Below are 16,725 nucleotides of genomic sequence, written 5' to 3' on the forward strand. Positions count from 1 at the left end.
CAGCTTTAGCTGATGGAGAACGCAATGTTACATAAGCTCGTGTTTTACGTTCCAATAGGGAAATAATCACTTCATTATGTTTATCTTTAATACCACGGACAGTATCAAGTTTCCATCGACTGATATAATGGGCCGGTTGGTTTTAGCAAGAAACTAATTGAGGTTTAATCGTTAAAAATTAATTGTTACAATTATATATAGTAAATAAGGAGGCGGTTTGTCAGATAAAATTTTGACAAGCCGTCTTTTTATTCAAGTGGTAAATACAGATATACCTTAAGCATCAAATATTAAAATATGGATTTTTCAGTAGTAAAATATGATTTCATCTTAACTATAATTCTAAACAATGGATAAAATTATGGCAGAAAGGGTACCTATAAGCATCTAATCTATGGTAAAATACAAGTAAATAGTAAATTTCGAAATATTTCGAAATGATATAAATTGATTTAATTTGTAGAATTTAGTTTGTAAATATATAAGTATATATTGATTATATGTATTCTAAAATTGGTATGAGGGTACTGAATGAAAGCAGAAACAAAAGTTAAAGTATTGGTCGGTGTGTTGGCCGTAGTTTTATTGGCTAGTTTGGAATTGATTGTACCGGGTTTTTATGGCGACATGGTCGATTTATTAGGCACCGGCGATGTTCATCATATTGCCGAAGTCTTGCAAAGTTATGGGGCCTGGGCCTGGGTCATCAGCTTTGTGCTTGATGTAATCATAAATATTGCGGGCTTTTTGCCGTCTATATTCTTTTCAACCGCCAACGGTTTGATTTTCGGTTTAATTCCGGGGATTATTATTTCGTGGCTTGCTGAAACAGTGGGCGTTATTATCAGCTTCTTGCTCATGCGTTATATTTTGCGCGATTCTGCTGAAAAACTCATTCAGAAGAATAAGTTTTTGCTTAAAGTGGATGATTTCAGTAGCAAGAACGGCTTGGCTGTTATGCTTTTTGCCCGCACAATTCCGTATTTCCCATCCGGGATTATTACCGCTTTAGGTGCTATCAGCCGCATTAGTTTGCGTGATTATGCCATTGCTAACTTAATCGGTAAATTCCCGTCAACCGCACTCGAAGTAGTAGTAGGGCATGATGCGGTGATGTTCCATCAGCATCTGGATCGCTTAACGATTATTGTAGTCATTGCTACTGTTGTTTATATAGCTGCTTGGTATGGCTATAAACATTGGATGAAAAAGCGAGAACAGTCGCAGGGTGAGTAATTAAACATACAAGTATAGAATAGTGGTCAAATTCATCGTATTATAGTAAAATAAGAAACAAATCATATGAGCGTACCTCGAGGGGGACGCTTATATGCTGTCCGAAATGTTTTTGCCGGAGATATTTTAGGCAATAACAAGTAGTTTGGTAGTGCAGTAGTTGAAGGAGAGAGTTTTATGAGTTTTACATTTCAGATTCCGGACAGAGCCGTAATGAAAGGGCCTAATTTTATCCGTAAAGTATTCGAACGTGGTGCCGGCATTCCCGGTTTTATCAGTTTTGGTATCGGAAATCCCGCTTCGGAAGCCATTCCTGTAGAACAAATTCAGGAAGCATTCGATCATGTGGTACATACTAATCCGATTGAAATATTACAGTACGGCCCAATGGCCGGTGATGCCCATTTAGCAGAACAAACTGTTGAACGCCTTGTTAAAGTACGTCATATGCCGACGAAAGGTCAACAAATTTTGATTTCCATCGGTGCCGGTCAGGATTTGGGGCTTGTACCGCGTACTTTGTGTGAACCGGGCGATGAAGTATTCATGGATGCTTATTCTTTTACCAGCGGTATTAATGCGGTTCGCAATGTAGGGGCTGAAGCTGTGGGCATCGCCATGGATGATTTCGGTATGATTCCGGAAGCGCTTGAAGAAGCAGCTAAAAAGGGTAAGGGGAAATATATCTATTTAATCCCTAATTTCCAAAATCCTACAGGTATTACAATGCCTTTGGAGCGTCGTAAAGCGATTTATGCTATTGCAGCTAAATATAATCTCTTTATTTATGAAGACGATCCGTACGGTGAAATTCGCTTTACGGATACGATTGTGCCGACGTTTAAAGAAATGGATACGGACAATCGCGTTATCTATGCAGGCTCTTACTCTAAAACTTTATCGGCCGGTCTTCGTGTAGGGTTCTTATATGGTCCGAAACAGGCTATTGATGCCATTCAGGCTTTGAAAAACAACCAAGACGGCCAAATGCCGCTCGTTACACAGCGAGTTATATCTCGTTTGCTCGATGTAATCGATTATGATGCACAGATTAAGAAGGTATCAACCGTTTACAAAGAAAAAGCCGATTTGATGATGGCGACGCTTCGGGCCCACGGCAGTGACAAGGTTCATTTTGTAGAACCGACGGGTGGCATGTTCTTATGGCTAACCATGCCTGACGGTGTTGATTGTGATGCTTTCTTCGAAGCTTGTATGGAACATAAAGTGGGTATTGTGCCGGGGGCTGCATTTGCTGCTGACGGCGTACCGGCCGGTCAATCGTTCCGCTTCAGTTTTACCTTCCCAAGTAAAGAACAAATAGTGCAGGGGATGAGTATCGTAGGTGAATTGACTAAAACATTTATCAAATAATCATGTTTTTTGATTTATTAGTTTTTACAATTACAACATAATTTCGTATAATTACAAATCATCAGAGTGCATTGGCATAACAGACTATCATGTTTGCCATGCACTCTCTTATATTGATAAAAGCTGATTTATATGCTACACTTTAAAGGAAGAAAGAATTCTTCAATTAATTAAATAATTATATCGGTCAGAACCGATTGAAAGTAGGTGTATTTTATGGCATGTGGCAGTTCAGGCGGCTGCAGCGGTTGCTCTTCGGCATCCTCTTGCGGCAGTGCTCAACAGACCCCGCCGGATTTGACGGCAAAGCTTAATGAATTAAGTAGTGTAAAACATGTTATCGGCGTAGTCAGCGGTAAGGGTGGCGTAGGTAAATCCCTCGTTACATCTTTATTAGCTATTACTATGGCGCGTCGCGGTTTTAAAGTAGGGATTCTTGACGGTGATATTACCGGTCCTTCTATCCCTAAAGTTTTCGGTATTAACGGTAAAGCTCATGTTGATGAATTAGGTATGTATCCGATTCAATCCAAAGGCGGTATCGATGTAATGTCGGTTAACCTTTTACTCGAAAACGAAAGTGACCCGGTGTTATGGCGTGGTCCGATCGTAGGCAATGTTGTTAAGCAGTTTTACACGGATGTAATTTGGAAAGATTTGGATTATTTATTTGTGGATATGCCGCCGGGAACCGGTGATGTAGCCATTACGGTATTCCAGTCTTTGTCCTTGGACGGTATTGTAGTTGTAACCTCACCGCAGGATTTGGTATCTATGATTGTTGAGAAAGCCGTTAAGATGGCTGAACTCATGCAAATTCCGATTATCGGGGTTGTAGAAAACTTCTCGTATTTCCACTGCCCGGATAACGGCAAAGATTATAAGATTTTCGGTGACAGTCATATTGATGATGTACTTGAACGTTATAATTTATTATTGTTAGGTCGTTTACCAATTGATCCAAACGTAGCAGCTCTTTGTGATGCCGGCAAGTTAGAAGACATTGAACAAACGAACTTAGAATCTGTAGAATTACCTCAGTAGCATTACAAAAGGTATTAAACACAGGCTGCTTACTCTTTTTTATAAAGAGGCGTAGCCTGTGTTTTTTATGTGTAGGATATTATTCAAGCTAACTAAGTTGTTAAAAGGGAGGAACATTACGTGAAAAAGTATATGTCATGGATTATTCCCATCTTAGTAGGTGTCATTATCTGGTTTATGCCGGTACCGGAAGGGCTTAAACCGCAAGCGTGGCACTTATGCGCTATTTTTGCCGGTACTATTTTAGGGTTTATTTTACAGCCACTGCCAATCGGGGCCTTATCGATTATCAGTATTGTAATTACGGCTGTAACTAATACCTTAAAAATTGGCGACGGCTTAGCCGGTTTTGCTAATACAGCAATCTGGTTAATCGTTGCGGCTTTCTTATTCTCTCGCGGTTTTATCAAAACCGGTTTGGGTAAACGTATTGCTTACACTATGATTACAGCAGTAGGCAGTAACTCTTTGAAATTATCGTATGCTCTTGTTATCAGTGATTTAATTTTATCGCCGGCTACACCATCTAATACGGCTCGTGCAGGCGGGGTTATTTATCCGATTACTAAATCGTTGGCATCTGCTTTCGGTTCTGAACCGGGCGGTACAGCTCGTAAAATCGGTGCTTATTTGATTCAAACCATTTATCAAGGGAATACCATTACATCCGCCATGTTTATGACTTCCATGGCCGGTAACACCTTGGTAGCATCTTTAATCGCTGCATCTTTCGGTTACACCATTACTTGGGGTGACTGGGCTATTGCCGCTATCGTACCGGGCCTTGTAGCGCTTATTGTAATGCCATTGGTTTTATACTTTATTTATCCGCCGGAATTAAAAGATACTCGTGAAATTCAGGCTCATATTGCTCAGGAGTTAAAAGAACTCGGTTCTATGAGTTTTGCTGAAAAAGTAATGCTCGGCGTATTTATTTTGTCCCTTATTTTGTGGGCAACCGGTCAATTTACCGGCCTTAACGCAACCACTGTTGCATTATTGGGTGTAAGTATTCTCCTTATTACTAAAGTATTAACCTGGTCCGACGTGACGGAAGAAAAAGGCGGCTGGGATACTTTAATCTGGATGGGTACTATGATGGCCTTGGCATCTCAGTTGAATAAATTAGGTTTTATTCCTTGGTTTGCAAAAATCGTAGGTGACCAAGTAGCCGGTATTGACTGGATCATGGCTTTCATGATTTTGATTTTGATTTATACCTATTCACATTATCTTTTCGCAAGTCTTACCGTACATATTACGGCTATGTATGTAGTGTTCGTAGCGGTTGCTATCAGCGCCGGTACACCTCCATACTTGGCAATGCTTGCGTTCGCATTCTTCTCTAACTTATGTATGTCCCTCACTCACTATGCAGCCGGTCCTTCGCCAATCTTGTTTAACTCGGGCTATGTACCGCAGAATACCTGGTGGCGTTTAGGTTTTATCGCTTCCGTTGTCAACCTTGTTATTTGGCTCGGTGTCGGTTCCATGTGGTGGAAAGTCTTGGGACTTTGGTAATTTAGAGTTAATTTATTTCATAGAATAATATCCAACCTTAAAAGAGAAAGTTCGGTCGCTATTGCGACCGGCTTTCTCTTTTTTGTTTTATCCTCAATTGTGATATAATATTCAGTATGATTAAACAAAATGAGGTGTACTATGAACACAGTAGCACGATTATTAGATTTTATAGATAATAGTACGTCCCCGTATCATACGGTTAAAACCGGTGCCAAAGAATTAAAAGATAAAGGGTTTACGGAGCTCTTTCTTGATGATGTTTGGGCACTTGGTGAAGGGGATTACTTTGTAAAGGTCTATGATTCCACCTTGGTGGCCTTTCATATCGGCTCGAATCTTCGCCATTCCATGCGCATTGCTTCGGCCCATACGGATTTCCCGGCCATTCGCATTAAACCGAATCCGTTGGTGGACACAAAGGGGTATGGTGAGCTTAATGTAGAGACCTACGGCGGTCTGATTTTAAATACATGGCTTGATCGTCCTTTATCTATGGCCGGTGCAGTGGTGACGCGAACGGAGGATCCGTTTCATCCGGAAGTTCACTATGTAGATGTAGCGAGACCGCTGTTGACCATTCCTAATTTAGCCATTCATATGAATCGCCAGATTAATGATGGGGTGGCCTTGGATAAGCAAAAGCATATGTTGCCGCTTTTCATGATGTGTAATGATTCCGTTAACAATGATAGTGAATGGCGTACCTTCTTAGGTGAGCTTGTGAAGCGCCCGGCTGATGATATTTTATCTTATGAGTTGACACTCTATCCGGTTGAAGGCGGTACGACATTCGGCCGTTACGATGAATTTATCAGTTCACCGCGTATCGATAATTTGACATCTTGTGTGGCTTGCTTGGAAGGTATTTATGAAGCACAAACCACTGAGGCTGACGGCTTACGCATGGTTGTCCTTTTCGACAATGAGGAAGTGGGCAGTCGTACGAAACAGGGCGGTGCATCCACTATCTTGTCACAATTGGTTGAGCGGATTTATATGGCTACCGGTTTTACGAAAGCGGAATGCTATGCCGATATTGCAGCGGGCTTTATGATTTCTGCCGATGTGGCACATGGTTATCATCCAAATTATCCCGAGAAAAATGATATTACCAACTATCCGATTTTGAATAAGGGTGTTGTTTTAAAAATGGCATCCAGTCAGTCTTATGCCGGTGATGCTTGGGCAATCGCAACGGTGAAAACTTTATGTGAACAAAATTCGATTCCGTATCAGCTGTATGTGAACCGCTCTAATATTCCGGGCGGCTCCACCGTGGGCTCTATTACATCTGCTATGCTGGCTATGCGTACGATGGATGTAGGTGTTCCGATTTTGGCCATGCATTCGGCCCGTGAAACGATGGGCTCCGCCGATCAGGAAGCGTTGGATAATTTAATGAGGGCGTTTTTAAGGTAGGTATTTATGCTGACTGCGTATACAGTGCTTATCACGGACATTTTGAATACGCCCTACGGTAAGCTTATATTAATTGTATTAATTTTCTTGGCCGGCATGGGGATGTCGTTGGTACCGGAAACGGTGGCTACGATATTACCGCGTTTAGCCGGATATATATATAAACGTATTTATTTTGCCATTGGCATGACCGCTTCGATTATTGTAGTCGGTGTTATCGGCTCGCGAGTTTTAGGCCCCGATAGTATCGGTGGCAGCTCATACATTATTTGGGGTGTTTTACTCATTGCCATGTCGTTACAGGCCTTTGAATGGGTGGCTTTTATTCATCCGGCTCCGCTTAAGGGGCGTGATGAACGCCGCATTGAGCGGGCTCGCACACCGGGGCGGCGTACTTTGGCCATTGTAAAACAAGGCCTTTTGGTCGGTCTGTCTTGGCGTTATGACCGTTTGCCGATTTATATTTGGCTGGTTGCAACGATTGCCGTAGCCGGTTGGAAACTGGCATCGGTTATGATTATTTCGTTTATTATAGGTTATTTAATTCCTGTATTTTGGCTCACCAATCGTTTGGAACGTCTGGCTAAATTGGTGATACAGCCAAATTATCGGACAGGTATTTTTTGGTTCAAGCGACTCATGGGAGTTGTTATGTGGCTGGAAGCGTTATATTTTATAGGGCTTTTAGTGACATATTAATTATGGTTATCTCATGTATGTATTGTGTATACATGTTAAATAAAGGTTGTATTCCTTAGTGAATGCTCCTAAAATGTAGAGAGGTAACAAGTTGAGGAGGAAGTCTCATGAAAGAAATTAAATCTGTGTTGGTTGCCAACCGAGGAGAAATTGCTATTCGTGTATTCCGTGCGTGTAACGAAATGGGTATTCGCACAATAGCAATCTACTCTAAAGAAGATTCGCTTTCTTTACATCGTAATCAAGCGGATGAAGCGTACTTAGTAGGACGCGGTAAAAAACCGGTCGATGCGTATTTGGATATCGAAGATATCATCCGCATCGCTCATGAACATGATGTAGATGCCATCCATCCGGGCTACGGCTTCTTGGCAGAGAATGCCCGTTTTGCCAAACGATGCGAAGAAGAAGGTATTACATTCATCGGACCTCGTCTGGAACATTTGGAAATGTTCGGGGACAAGGTAAACGCCCGTATTCAGGCTAAATTAGCCGGCATTCCTATGATTCCGGGGAGTGACGGACCTCTTAACAATTTTGAAGAACTTGAAGAGTTTGCCAAAACTCACGGTTTCCCATTGATGATCAAAGCCGTTAACGGTGGCGGCGGTCGCGGTATGCGTGCCGTTGAATCTATGGGTGAACTTCGTGAAGCCTATGATCGTGCTAAATCCGAAGCTAAAATGGCATTTGGCGACGATGATGTATATGTTGAAAAATTAATCGTTGAACCTAAACATATAGAAGTACAAATCATGGGGGATACCCATGGTAATGTTGTTCATTTATACGAACGTGACTGCTCCGTACAGCGTCGTCACCAAAAAGTTGTCGAAATGGCACCTGCCTTTGCATTGCCTTTAGAAACTCGTCAACGTATTTGTGATGCAGCCGTTCAAATTATGAAAAATGTAAAATACGTAGGGGCCGGTACCGTCGAATTCTTAGTTACCAATGACGGCAATTTCTACTTCATTGAAGTAAACCCTCGTATCCAGGTAGAACATACCATTACCGAATTAATTACCGGTATTGATATTGTTAAAACACAAATTCGTGTAGCGGAAGGTTATGCTTTATCCGATAAAGAAGTAGGCATCCCTGCACAAGAAGATATTGAATGTAACGGTCAAGCTATTCAGTGCCGTATTACGACTGAAGATCCAAGCAATAACTTCATGCCTGATACCGGTAAATTGGTAGCTTATCGTTCCAGCGGCGGTTTCGGCATTCGTCTTGACGGCGGTAACGCTTTCACCGGGTCCGTTATTACGCCATACTATGATTCTTTGCTCGTAAAAGCTTCGTCTTGGGCTTTAACTCCGGAAGAATCAATCATGAAGATGCTTCGTTGTTTGCGCGAATTCCGTATTCGTGGCGTAAAAACGAATATTCACTTCTTGATCAATGTATTGGAAAGTCCCGAATTTATGTCCGGTACTTGCAATGTTAACTTCATTGATGAACACCCTGAATTGTTCATCTTCAAACAAGTTCGTGACCGCGGTACCAAGATGTTACGCTACATTGCCGATGTAACGGTTAACGGCTATCAGGGCTTAGGTCATCAGGAAGTGCCTGATTTTGAACCGATTCAGATGCCGCCATTGCTTCCGGGTCAACCTCAAACCGGCACCAAACAGAAATTTGATGAATTGGGACCTGAAGGTTTCTCCAAATGGTTAAGTGAACAGAAGAAAGTATTCTTTACCGATACAACTTGGCGTGATGCGCATCAGTCCTTGTTTGCAACTCGTTTGCGTACGGTAGATATGGCACGTGTTGCCGGTGAAGCGGCTCGTGGCGTACCTAATTTATTCTCTTTGGAATGCTGGGGCGGTGCTACATTCGACGTAGCATATCGTTTCTTGCATGAAGATCCATGGGAACGCTTACGCATGTTCCGCAAAGAAGTTCCAAACGTTCTTTTACAGATGTTACTTCGCGGTGCCAATGCGGTTGGTTACACCAGCTATCCTGATAATGTAGTTCGTCAGTTCATTAAATTGGCAGCCGATAACGGCGTCGATGTATTCCGTGTATTTGACAGCTTGAACAGTCTTGACAATATGCAGGTTGCCATCGATGAAGTTCGTAATCAGAATAAGATTGCTGAAGTATCCTTGTGCTACACCGGTGATATTCTCGATTCAAGCCGCACAAAATATAATTTGGACTACTATGTAAGTATGGCTAAGGAAGTTGCCAAAGCCGGTGCTAACATTATCGCCATCAAAGATATGGCCGGTCTTTTGAAACCGCAGGCAGCTTACAACTTGGTATCTGCTTTGAAAGATGCAGTTGATTTGCCAATTCATTTACATACTCATGAAGGGGCAGGCAATGCTATTTATACTTATGGTCGTGCTATTGATGCCGGCGTTGACGTAGTTGACGTTGCATACTCCGCATTTGCCAACGGTACCAGCCAGCCAAGCATGAACTCCTTGTATTACGGCTTATCCGGTCATGACCGTCAACCTGATATGGATGCGGACTACATGGAACAGATGTCCCATTACTTCGCCTCGATTCGCCCATACTACAAAGGCGTTGATAAAACTAATCCATATCCTAGCACCGAAGTATACCAGCATGAAATGCCGGGCGGCCAGTTCTCCAACTTGCAGCAGCAGGCTAAGAGTGTAGGCCTTGGCGAACGCTGGGATGAAGTTAAAAAAGTATATCATCAGGTAAGCATGATGTTTGGCGATATCATCAAAGTAACGCCATCCTCTAAAGTAGTTGGTGATATGACATTGTTTATGGTTCAAAACGGCCTTACTGAACAAGACATCTACGATAAAGGTGAAACACTTGATTTCCCTCAATCCGTAGTTGAATTCTTCCAAGGTTATTTAGGTGTACCGTACCAAGGTTTCCCTAAGAAATTACAGAAAATTATTTTGAAGGGTAAAAAACAACTTAAAGGTCGTCCCGGGGCTTACTTAGAACCTGTTGATTTTGAAGATGTACGTAAACATTTGGTGGATTTGGGCTCTCCGGCTACTGATGAAGATGTAATCGCTTATTGCTTGTATCCTAAAGTTTACAGCGACTATGTTGAATTCAACAGCGATTATGATGATATTTCCGTATTGGATACACCAACATTCTTCTTTGGCATGCGTCGCGGTGAATCTATCCATGTAACCATTGAAAAAGGTAAAATGCTCATTATCAAATTGATCCACGTCAGCGAAGTGGATGAAGACGGTAATCGTATTGTAAGCTTTGAATTCAATGGTCAGCCTCGTGATATTAAGATCCGTGACAAACACGTTAAAACTACGGGTGTTGTTCGTCATAAAGTTGATAAAACACAACCTAGTGAAGTTGGTGCGACCTTGTCCGGCTCCGTTGTTAAGGTTATCGTTAAGACAGGTCAAAGCGTCTTGAAGGGTGAACCGCTTATCGTAACCGAAGCTATGAAGATGGAAACAACAATTACCTCGCCAATCGATGGTATCGTCGGGGAAATATATGTTCGTGAAGGCAGCCGAATTGAAAGCGGCGATTGCTTGCTCAAGATTCAGGACCGTTCCAACTCTTAATAGTTTTATAACTCTATATTGATTTTATGAATCCTCGAATAGTGTGACTCAGGTTATACTGTTCGAGGATTTTTTATTGTAAAAACACTCACTTAGAACTATTTGTACAAATTTCCGCCATATATATTGACTTTGATAGTCCTTTTCGGAAATTCGTGTTACAATAGATTAGAAACCCTTTACCATATAGGGAGTTTCATTTCACAATCAGATACAATATATTGAAAATTAAGATAGTATGAAGTAATTGGTAAACAGCGTGTATTTTTTAATTTAATACATAATCGGCAAATATGTCGGGCTGTTTATGAGCAACGATTAAGGAGTGTAGGTATGTTTGCATATGGGAAAAAACAGTGGGCGTTGGGTCGCTCTATTTATGGCTTCAGAACTTGGCGCGAGAAGCGACGCATAACTTTGTTTGTGGGCCGTTCCTTTAAGAATAAGAAACAATTAGCTGAATTGGAAGAATACTTTGCACAGTATAAACCATTGCCTAATTTGTTGGAACGTCATGAAGGTATTTATGAAGTAATCAATCGTGTGTTTTTATTTAAAAACTCATCGGCTCAGCAACGTTTGGATGCGATTAAAGAGCATTTTGATATGTTGCCTGATTATTTTACGCAGGAAGCCATTACGGAGATGTACAATCCCGATGAAAGTCATGCCGTAGTGATTTGGCAGAATGAAGAACTTAACTTAAAAGCACAACTTTGGTTCCACACGGGCCAGCGTAAGGAAGGCTTCTTAAGTTTATTCCTTATGTATGACGGGGAAGGTGTTTATCATATCAACTTCCGTTTGGGTCACGGTTTTAACGGGGAACCTTGCATTTGGATCGGTACGATTCAGGGCTTAAAAAACGGTCTTGAGAAATCCAAACAAATTACGAAGAAGATGTTCAGTTATCGTCCGAAGAACTTTATGTTTTTCTTGATGCGTCAATTGGCAACGCAAATGGGGATTAACTCTTTGTACGCCATATCCGATGCCGGTTTCTACACGAACAGTCATCTGATTCGCGGCAACCGTTCCAAAAAGGTTCAGTTTAATCCGTTCTGGCAGGAATTAGGCGGTACACCTTGTGCTGAAGATGATAAATATTATCGCATTCCAATTGAAGAAGAACGTAAAACCTATGAAACGGCTAAAACGCATAAACGCAATATGTACCGCAAGCGTTATGAAATGTTGGATCGTTTTATTGAAGAAATTGCCGAAAACAGCAATACTTACTTGAAGAAATAAGTTGTTTATTGGGCGCAGTTACATATCTGTCGCTTATGGCGTTCATGTATGTAATAGCTGAATATATTAGAATTTACAGTAGTTTTAGAGATTGTAATAACAAATTAATTTGAAATGAGGTGAACTCATGAGATGTCCTTATTGTAAACATACAGAAAATAAAGTAACGGATTCGCGGGCTACCGATGATGATAACAGCATCCGTCGGCGTCGTGAATGCTTGTCTTGCGGACGCCGTTTTACTACTTATGAAGTCATTGAAGATGTGCCGATTATGGTTATTAAATCAAGCGGCAGTTATGAAATGTTTGACCGCAGTAAGTTATTGAATGGGATTTTGCGCTCTTGTAACAAACGTAACATTCCACGCGAAACTTTGGAAAATGTAGTAAAAAATGTAGAGGATACGATTCGCAATCGCTCGCAGCAGGAAATCAAATCTTCGGAAATCGGCGATTTAGTATTGGCCGAATTAAAAGAAATTGACGAAGTGGCGTATGTTCGCTTTGCCTCGGTGTATCGTAATTTTGAAGACGTACAAGCCTTTGTGGCCGTTTTGAAGGATTTGCGCGATCATGAGGATAGCAAATGATAGATTTACATTGTGATACCATAATGATGCTCATTGATAATCCCGACAAGGGGGATTTAGGGCAGAATCCGTGGAAAATAGATTTACAAAAGTTAAAAAAGGGCGGCTATACACTGCAAGATTTTGCTCTATTTGTGGAGCTTGATCAGGAAACAGATCCGTACGGACGTTATGAAGCCATGCGTGAGCTTTTCATGTCTGAAATGGCGAAATACAAGGGCGACATTGTGCATGTCCGTTCGTATGAAGAATTCAAAATAGCTCGCGAAGCGGGTAAAATCAATGCCTTGCTTTCGGTAGAAGAAGGTGGCGTATTTGAAGGTGATTTGAAGCGACTTAAAAAAGCCTACGATGATGGCGTACGCCTCATTACCATCAGTTGGAATTTCCCGAACGGTTTATCCTATCCGAACGGCGCGGAGCACGAAGGTAAGGGCTTGACACCGAAGGGTATTGAGTTCGTACAATATATGGAAGAGTTGGGCATGATTGTGGATTGTTCTCACTTAAATGATGCGGGAACCTTCCAATTGGACGAAATTTTAACAAAACCTTTCATTGCATCTCATTCCAATGCGAGAGCATTGACCAATCATCGCCGTAATCTGACGGATGATCAGATTCGAATGATTGCCAATAAAGGCGGCGTTATCGGTCTTAATTTTGCACAGTCATTTTTGGGAACATCCCGTATAAGCCGTATTGAAGATATTGTTCGTCACGGTCTGTATATTCGTAATGTGGGCGGCAGTGATGTGGTTGCTTTAGGTACCGATTTTGACGGTATCAGACCGGATACTGAAATTGAAGATGCCGGTGAAATGATGCGATTATATGATGCATTCCGTAAAGCGGGCCTTAGTGAGTGCGATACGGATAAAATATTTAATAATAACGCAGAGCGTTTATTACAAACCATATTGTAAATAGTGCGTACAAATTAAATTGTACGCGTTGAGCATACGAAGTCTTACAATATGTGTATAGTTTTAGGAGGCTATATGGAATTTCAAGGAGAATTGAATCCTATTATTGCAGAGCGATTTACCGACCATTTGGATGTGTTCGGGAAGACCATGGAGCAAATGGATGTCATTCAATTGATGGCAGAGCGTTGTAAAGAAGCACTTAAATCAGGGAATAAAGTCTTGTTTTGCGGTAACGGCGGCTCGGCAGCGGATGCGCAGCATTTAGCAGCTGAATTGATCGGGCGTTTTCAGAAAGAACGCCGTTCTTTGGCAAGCGTAGCGTTAACGACGGATACGTCTATTTTGACAGCTGTAGCCAATGATTACGGCTATGATGAAGTGTTTGCCCGTCAGGTGGAAGGCTTAGGCCGCTCCGGGGATGTATTAATCGGTATTTCTACATCCGGCAACAGTGCGAATGTAGTGAAAGCAGCTTTGAAAGCACGTGATACGGGGATGCATACCATTGCGTTCACCGGTGAGGGCGGCGGCAAGTTAAAGGATATTTGTGATATTACGTTTGCCGTACCATCCAAAGTTACGGCTCGTATCCAAGAAATGCATATCATGGTAGGCCATATTATTTGTGAACTGGTGGAAGAAGAATATGATAAGTAAAACAATTCATGAGTTTTTAAATAATAAATTACCTAAACTGCGAATTGCCGTTATCGGTGATATTATGGTGGATCGCTATGTATTTGGCGATGTAAGTCGTATTTCACCGGAGGCACCTGTCCCTGTTAACCGCGTGACGGAAGTGCGCGAAGTATTGGGCGGTGCGGCCAATGTGGCGTCCAATTTGGCAAATCTTGATTGTCAAGTATTTTTGGGCGGCGTGGCCGGTGAAGATACACATGGCAATTTATTGACCGATTTATTGGAAGTGGAGAACATCAATTATTCCGGTATTATGCACGTAGCCTCACGTCAGACTACGACTAAAATGCGTATTCTGGGCGGTCGACAACAAATGATGCGACTGGATTTTGAAGAACCTGAACCGGTCAATGAGAAGGAAGCTGCGTTTCTGTTAAACTGGATTAAAGAGTTGGCAGAGCATGGTCTCGATGGGATTGTAATTTCCGATTACGGTAAAGGTGTATGTTCGCCGCAGGTATTGGCTGAAGTTCTTAAAATAGCTAATGAAAAAGGTATCAAAACTATCGTTGATCCGAAAGGCAATGATTGGTCTAAATACAATGGGGCCACTTTCATTACACCGAATGTAAAAGAATTAAGTGAATATATCGGCAGAAACTTGCCGAATACGGATGAAGCCATTGTTCAAGCAGCTAAAGAAACATTGGCGGCTGTTGATTTTGATTACGTGGTGGCTACGCGCTCCGCCAAGGGTATTACTATTGTGAGTCGCCAAGGTCAAATTTGGCATAATCCGGCTACACAGCAAGATGTTTTTGATGTAAGCGGTGCCGGTGATACGGTGGTGGCCATGATTATTACGGCCATGGCAGCAGGCCTTACGGTGCGCGGTACTTTACATGTAGCCAATGCGGCAGCCGGTGTGGTTGTATCAAAGGTCGGTACATATCCGATTCATCGTCAGGAATTACTGGATTTATGGGCGACGATTCGTCAACGTCAGCGTCAAGCAGATCCGATTATCGGTTACAGCCGTGAAGAAATGGCAGCCAAGATCCGTCAGTGGCAGAATGAAGGCCATACCGTTGTGTTTACCAACGGTTGCTTTGACATTCTTCACAGCGGTCATTTATCCTATTTGCGCGATGCGGCACGTTTAGGTGACCATTTAATTGTGGGCCTTAACTCCGATGCATCAGTTAAACGCCTTAAAGGTGTAGCCAGACCAATCAATTCAGAAAGCTCTCGGGCTGAATTAATGGGCGCGTTGGGCTTTGTAGACGGGGTAGTTGTATTTGAAGAAGATACGCCGGCTGAATTATTAAGTGCTTTGCGTCCGAATATTTTGGTTAAAGGCGGCGATTATAAACCGGAAGATGTTATCGGTCGTGAATACGTGGATAAGGTAATGATTTTACCGTTTAAAAACGGCTACTCTACGACGGGTATTATAGAGAAGATTAAGTCCTTGGTGCAGGAGGGATTATTATGATTATAGTTACAGGCGGTGCCGGTTTTATCGGCAGTAACATTGTTAAACAGCTGAATGAACGCGGTCGTAATGATATTTTGATCGTTGATGATTTGACGGATGGCAGTAAAATTCGCAATTTGCAGATGCTTGATTATTACGATTATGTAGACTGCATTGATTTTGATGATGCAGTAGCCAATAACACCTTTGATATCGGTCCGATTGAAGTTGTATTCCATCAAGGTGCCTGTGCCGATACAATGAATTATGACGGCCGTTATATGATGCATAACAATTTTGAAGGTACTAAGAATTTATTCCACTATTGCCAGGAACGTCGGGTGCCGTTTATTTATGCGTCGTCGGCGTCTACTTATGGTCATGGCAAAAACGGTTTTACTGAAAAACCTGAATGCGAAGAAGCTTTAAATCCATACGCTTACTCCAAATTATTCTTCGACCGTTACTTACGTCGTTTTGAAAAGGACTTGCAATCTCAGGTCGTAGGTCTTCGTTATTTCAACGTATTCGGTCCGAATGAAAACCATAAGGGCAATATGGCTTCTTTAGTTCGTCAAATGTTCTACAAACTCCGTGAAACCGGTGAAATTACCTTGTTTGAAGGTACCGACGGTTACGGTGACGGTGAACAGGTGCGTGACTTTATTTACGTAAAAGACGTAGTTAATGTGAATTTCTTCTTCTGGGAACATCCGGAAATCAGCGGTATTTTTAACTGCGGTACGGGCGAAGCTAAAAGCTTCAATCGTTTCATGAAAGCTGTTATTGATTACAATGGTTCCGGTAATTTGCGCTACATTCCCTTCCCTGAAGTATTAAAAGGTAAATATCAGAGCTTTACGGAAGCTGACACCACTAAATTAATGGCTGCCGGTTACGATAAAGGCTTTACCAAATTGGAAGATGCAGTTGCTGAATACTGCGAGTTATTAGATCATAACGAAGGTTATGTCCGCTAAGGAGAAA

At 41.9% G+C, this 16,725-nt stretch carries 13 protein-coding genes and 1 pseudogene; 13 read left to right on the forward strand and 1 reads right to left on the reverse strand.

Features of this window, described 5'->3' with window-relative positions:
- A pseudogene (locus EO126_RS10910) lies at positions 1 to 115 on the reverse strand (IS30 family transposase); the annotation flags it as partial.
- A gap of 416 nt (positions 116 to 531) precedes the next feature.
- On the opposite strand from EO126_RS10910, the gene EO126_RS04135 reads away from it, so the two are divergent.
- The 13 genes from EO126_RS04135 (at position 532) to rfaD (ending at position 16,718) form a co-directional block, all read left to right on the forward strand.
- Complete coding sequence (locus tag EO126_RS04135; protein ID WP_006556918.1) at positions 532 to 1,236, forward strand: TVP38/TMEM64 family protein; 705 nt, start codon at positions 532 to 534, stop codon at positions 1,234 to 1,236.
- Positions 1,237 to 1,413: 177 nt separating this feature from the next.
- Positions 1,414 to 2,610 carry an aminotransferase-like domain-containing protein gene (locus EO126_RS04140; protein WP_006556917.1) on the forward strand — a complete coding sequence of 399 codons (1,197 nt, stop codon included), beginning with the start codon at positions 1,414 to 1,416 and terminating at the stop codon, positions 2,608 to 2,610.
- Between the two features lie 216 nt (positions 2,611 to 2,826).
- The gene (locus EO126_RS04145; protein ID WP_006556916.1) at positions 2,827 to 3,654 is read left to right on the forward strand and encodes an Mrp/NBP35 family ATP-binding protein; all 828 of its coding nucleotides are present in this window, start codon (positions 2,827 to 2,829) and stop codon (positions 3,652 to 3,654) included.
- 120 nt (positions 3,655 to 3,774) lie between these two features.
- Complete coding sequence (locus EO126_RS04150; protein ID WP_006556915.1) at positions 3,775 to 5,175, forward strand: anion permease; 1,401 nt, start codon at positions 3,775 to 3,777, stop codon at positions 5,173 to 5,175.
- A 141-nt stretch (positions 5,176 to 5,316) separates the two neighbouring features.
- On the forward strand, positions 5,317 to 6,597 hold the full coding sequence (locus tag EO126_RS04155; RefSeq protein ID WP_006556914.1) for a M18 family aminopeptidase: 1,281 nt from the start codon (positions 5,317 to 5,319) through the stop codon (positions 6,595 to 6,597).
- Between the two features lie 6 nt (positions 6,598 to 6,603).
- Entirely contained in the window at positions 6,604 to 7,296 is a 693-nt protein-coding gene (locus EO126_RS04160) for a hypothetical protein (protein ID WP_006556913.1), read from the forward strand.
- A gap of 107 nt (positions 7,297 to 7,403) precedes the next feature.
- Positions 7,404 to 10,850 (forward strand): pyruvate carboxylase, encoded by a 3,447-nt coding sequence (locus EO126_RS04165; protein ID WP_127007730.1) that lies wholly within the window; start codon positions 7,404 to 7,406, stop codon positions 10,848 to 10,850.
- A gap of 333 nt (positions 10,851 to 11,183) precedes the next feature.
- Positions 11,184 to 12,101, forward strand: coding sequence for a VirK/YbjX family protein (locus EO126_RS04170; RefSeq protein WP_006556911.1), 918 nt, complete (start codon positions 11,184 to 11,186; stop codon positions 12,099 to 12,101).
- 127 nt (positions 12,102 to 12,228) lie between these two features.
- Positions 12,229 to 12,693: a transcriptional regulator NrdR gene (nrdR, locus tag EO126_RS04175; protein WP_006556910.1), complete on the forward strand. Its 465-nt coding sequence runs from the start codon at positions 12,229 to 12,231 to the stop codon at positions 12,691 to 12,693.
- The gene (locus EO126_RS04180; protein ID WP_006556909.1) at positions 12,690 to 13,619 is read left to right on the forward strand and encodes a dipeptidase; all 930 of its coding nucleotides are present in this window, start codon (positions 12,690 to 12,692) and stop codon (positions 13,617 to 13,619) included. The genes nrdR and EO126_RS04180 overlap by 4 nt, the downstream gene beginning before the upstream one ends.
- 75 nt (positions 13,620 to 13,694) lie before the next feature.
- Positions 13,695 to 14,279 carry a D-sedoheptulose 7-phosphate isomerase gene (gene gmhA, locus EO126_RS04185; protein ID WP_006556908.1) on the forward strand — a complete coding sequence of 195 codons (585 nt, stop codon included), beginning with the start codon at positions 13,695 to 13,697 and terminating at the stop codon, positions 14,277 to 14,279.
- The gene (rfaE1, locus tag EO126_RS04190; RefSeq protein WP_127007732.1) at positions 14,269 to 15,756 is read left to right on the forward strand and encodes a D-glycero-beta-D-manno-heptose-7-phosphate kinase; all 1,488 of its coding nucleotides are present in this window, start codon (positions 14,269 to 14,271) and stop codon (positions 15,754 to 15,756) included. The genes gmhA and rfaE1 overlap by 11 nt, the downstream gene beginning before the upstream one ends.
- The gene (gene rfaD / locus EO126_RS04195) at positions 15,753 to 16,718 is read left to right on the forward strand and encodes an ADP-glyceromanno-heptose 6-epimerase (protein ID WP_006556906.1); all 966 of its coding nucleotides are present in this window, start codon (positions 15,753 to 15,755) and stop codon (positions 16,716 to 16,718) included. The genes rfaE1 and rfaD overlap by 4 nt, the downstream gene beginning before the upstream one ends.
- The last annotated feature ends 7 nt before the right edge of the window (positions 16,719 to 16,725 follow it).

Source organism: Veillonella seminalis (assembly GCF_003992065.1).
Classification (GTDB): domain Bacteria; phylum Bacillota; class Negativicutes; order Veillonellales; family Veillonellaceae; genus Veillonella_A; species Veillonella_A seminalis.

What these genes read in the sequence shown, in the direction of transcription:
- rfaE1 (WP_127007732.1), top strand. Translation starts at nt 14,269, where the DNA reads ATGATAAGTAAAACAATTCATGAGTTTTTAAATAATAAATTACCTAAA.
- nrdR (WP_006556910.1), top strand. Translation starts at nt 12,229, where the DNA reads ATGAGATGTCCTTATTGTAAACATACAGAAAATAAAGTAACGGATTCG.
- EO126_RS04140 (WP_006556917.1), top strand. Translation starts at nt 1,414, where the DNA reads ATGAGTTTTACATTTCAGATTCCGGACAGAGCCGTAATGAAAGGGCCT.
- EO126_RS04180 (WP_006556909.1), top strand. Translation starts at nt 12,690, where the DNA reads ATGATAGATTTACATTGTGATACCATAATGATGCTCATTGATAATCCC.
- gmhA (WP_006556908.1), top strand. Translation starts at nt 13,695, where the DNA reads ATGGAATTTCAAGGAGAATTGAATCCTATTATTGCAGAGCGATTTACC.
- EO126_RS04145 (WP_006556916.1), top strand. Translation starts at nt 2,827, where the DNA reads ATGGCATGTGGCAGTTCAGGCGGCTGCAGCGGTTGCTCTTCGGCATCC.
- rfaD (WP_006556906.1), top strand. Translation starts at nt 15,753, where the DNA reads ATGATTATAGTTACAGGCGGTGCCGGTTTTATCGGCAGTAACATTGTT.
- EO126_RS04165 (WP_127007730.1), top strand. Translation starts at nt 7,404, where the DNA reads ATGAAAGAAATTAAATCTGTGTTGGTTGCCAACCGAGGAGAAATTGCT.
- EO126_RS04170 (WP_006556911.1), top strand. Translation starts at nt 11,184, where the DNA reads ATGTTTGCATATGGGAAAAAACAGTGGGCGTTGGGTCGCTCTATTTAT.
- EO126_RS04155 (WP_006556914.1), top strand. Translation starts at nt 5,317, where the DNA reads ATGAACACAGTAGCACGATTATTAGATTTTATAGATAATAGTACGTCC.
- EO126_RS04160 (WP_006556913.1), top strand. Translation starts at nt 6,604, where the DNA reads ATGCTGACTGCGTATACAGTGCTTATCACGGACATTTTGAATACGCCC.
- EO126_RS04135 (WP_006556918.1), top strand. Translation starts at nt 532, where the DNA reads ATGAAAGCAGAAACAAAAGTTAAAGTATTGGTCGGTGTGTTGGCCGTA.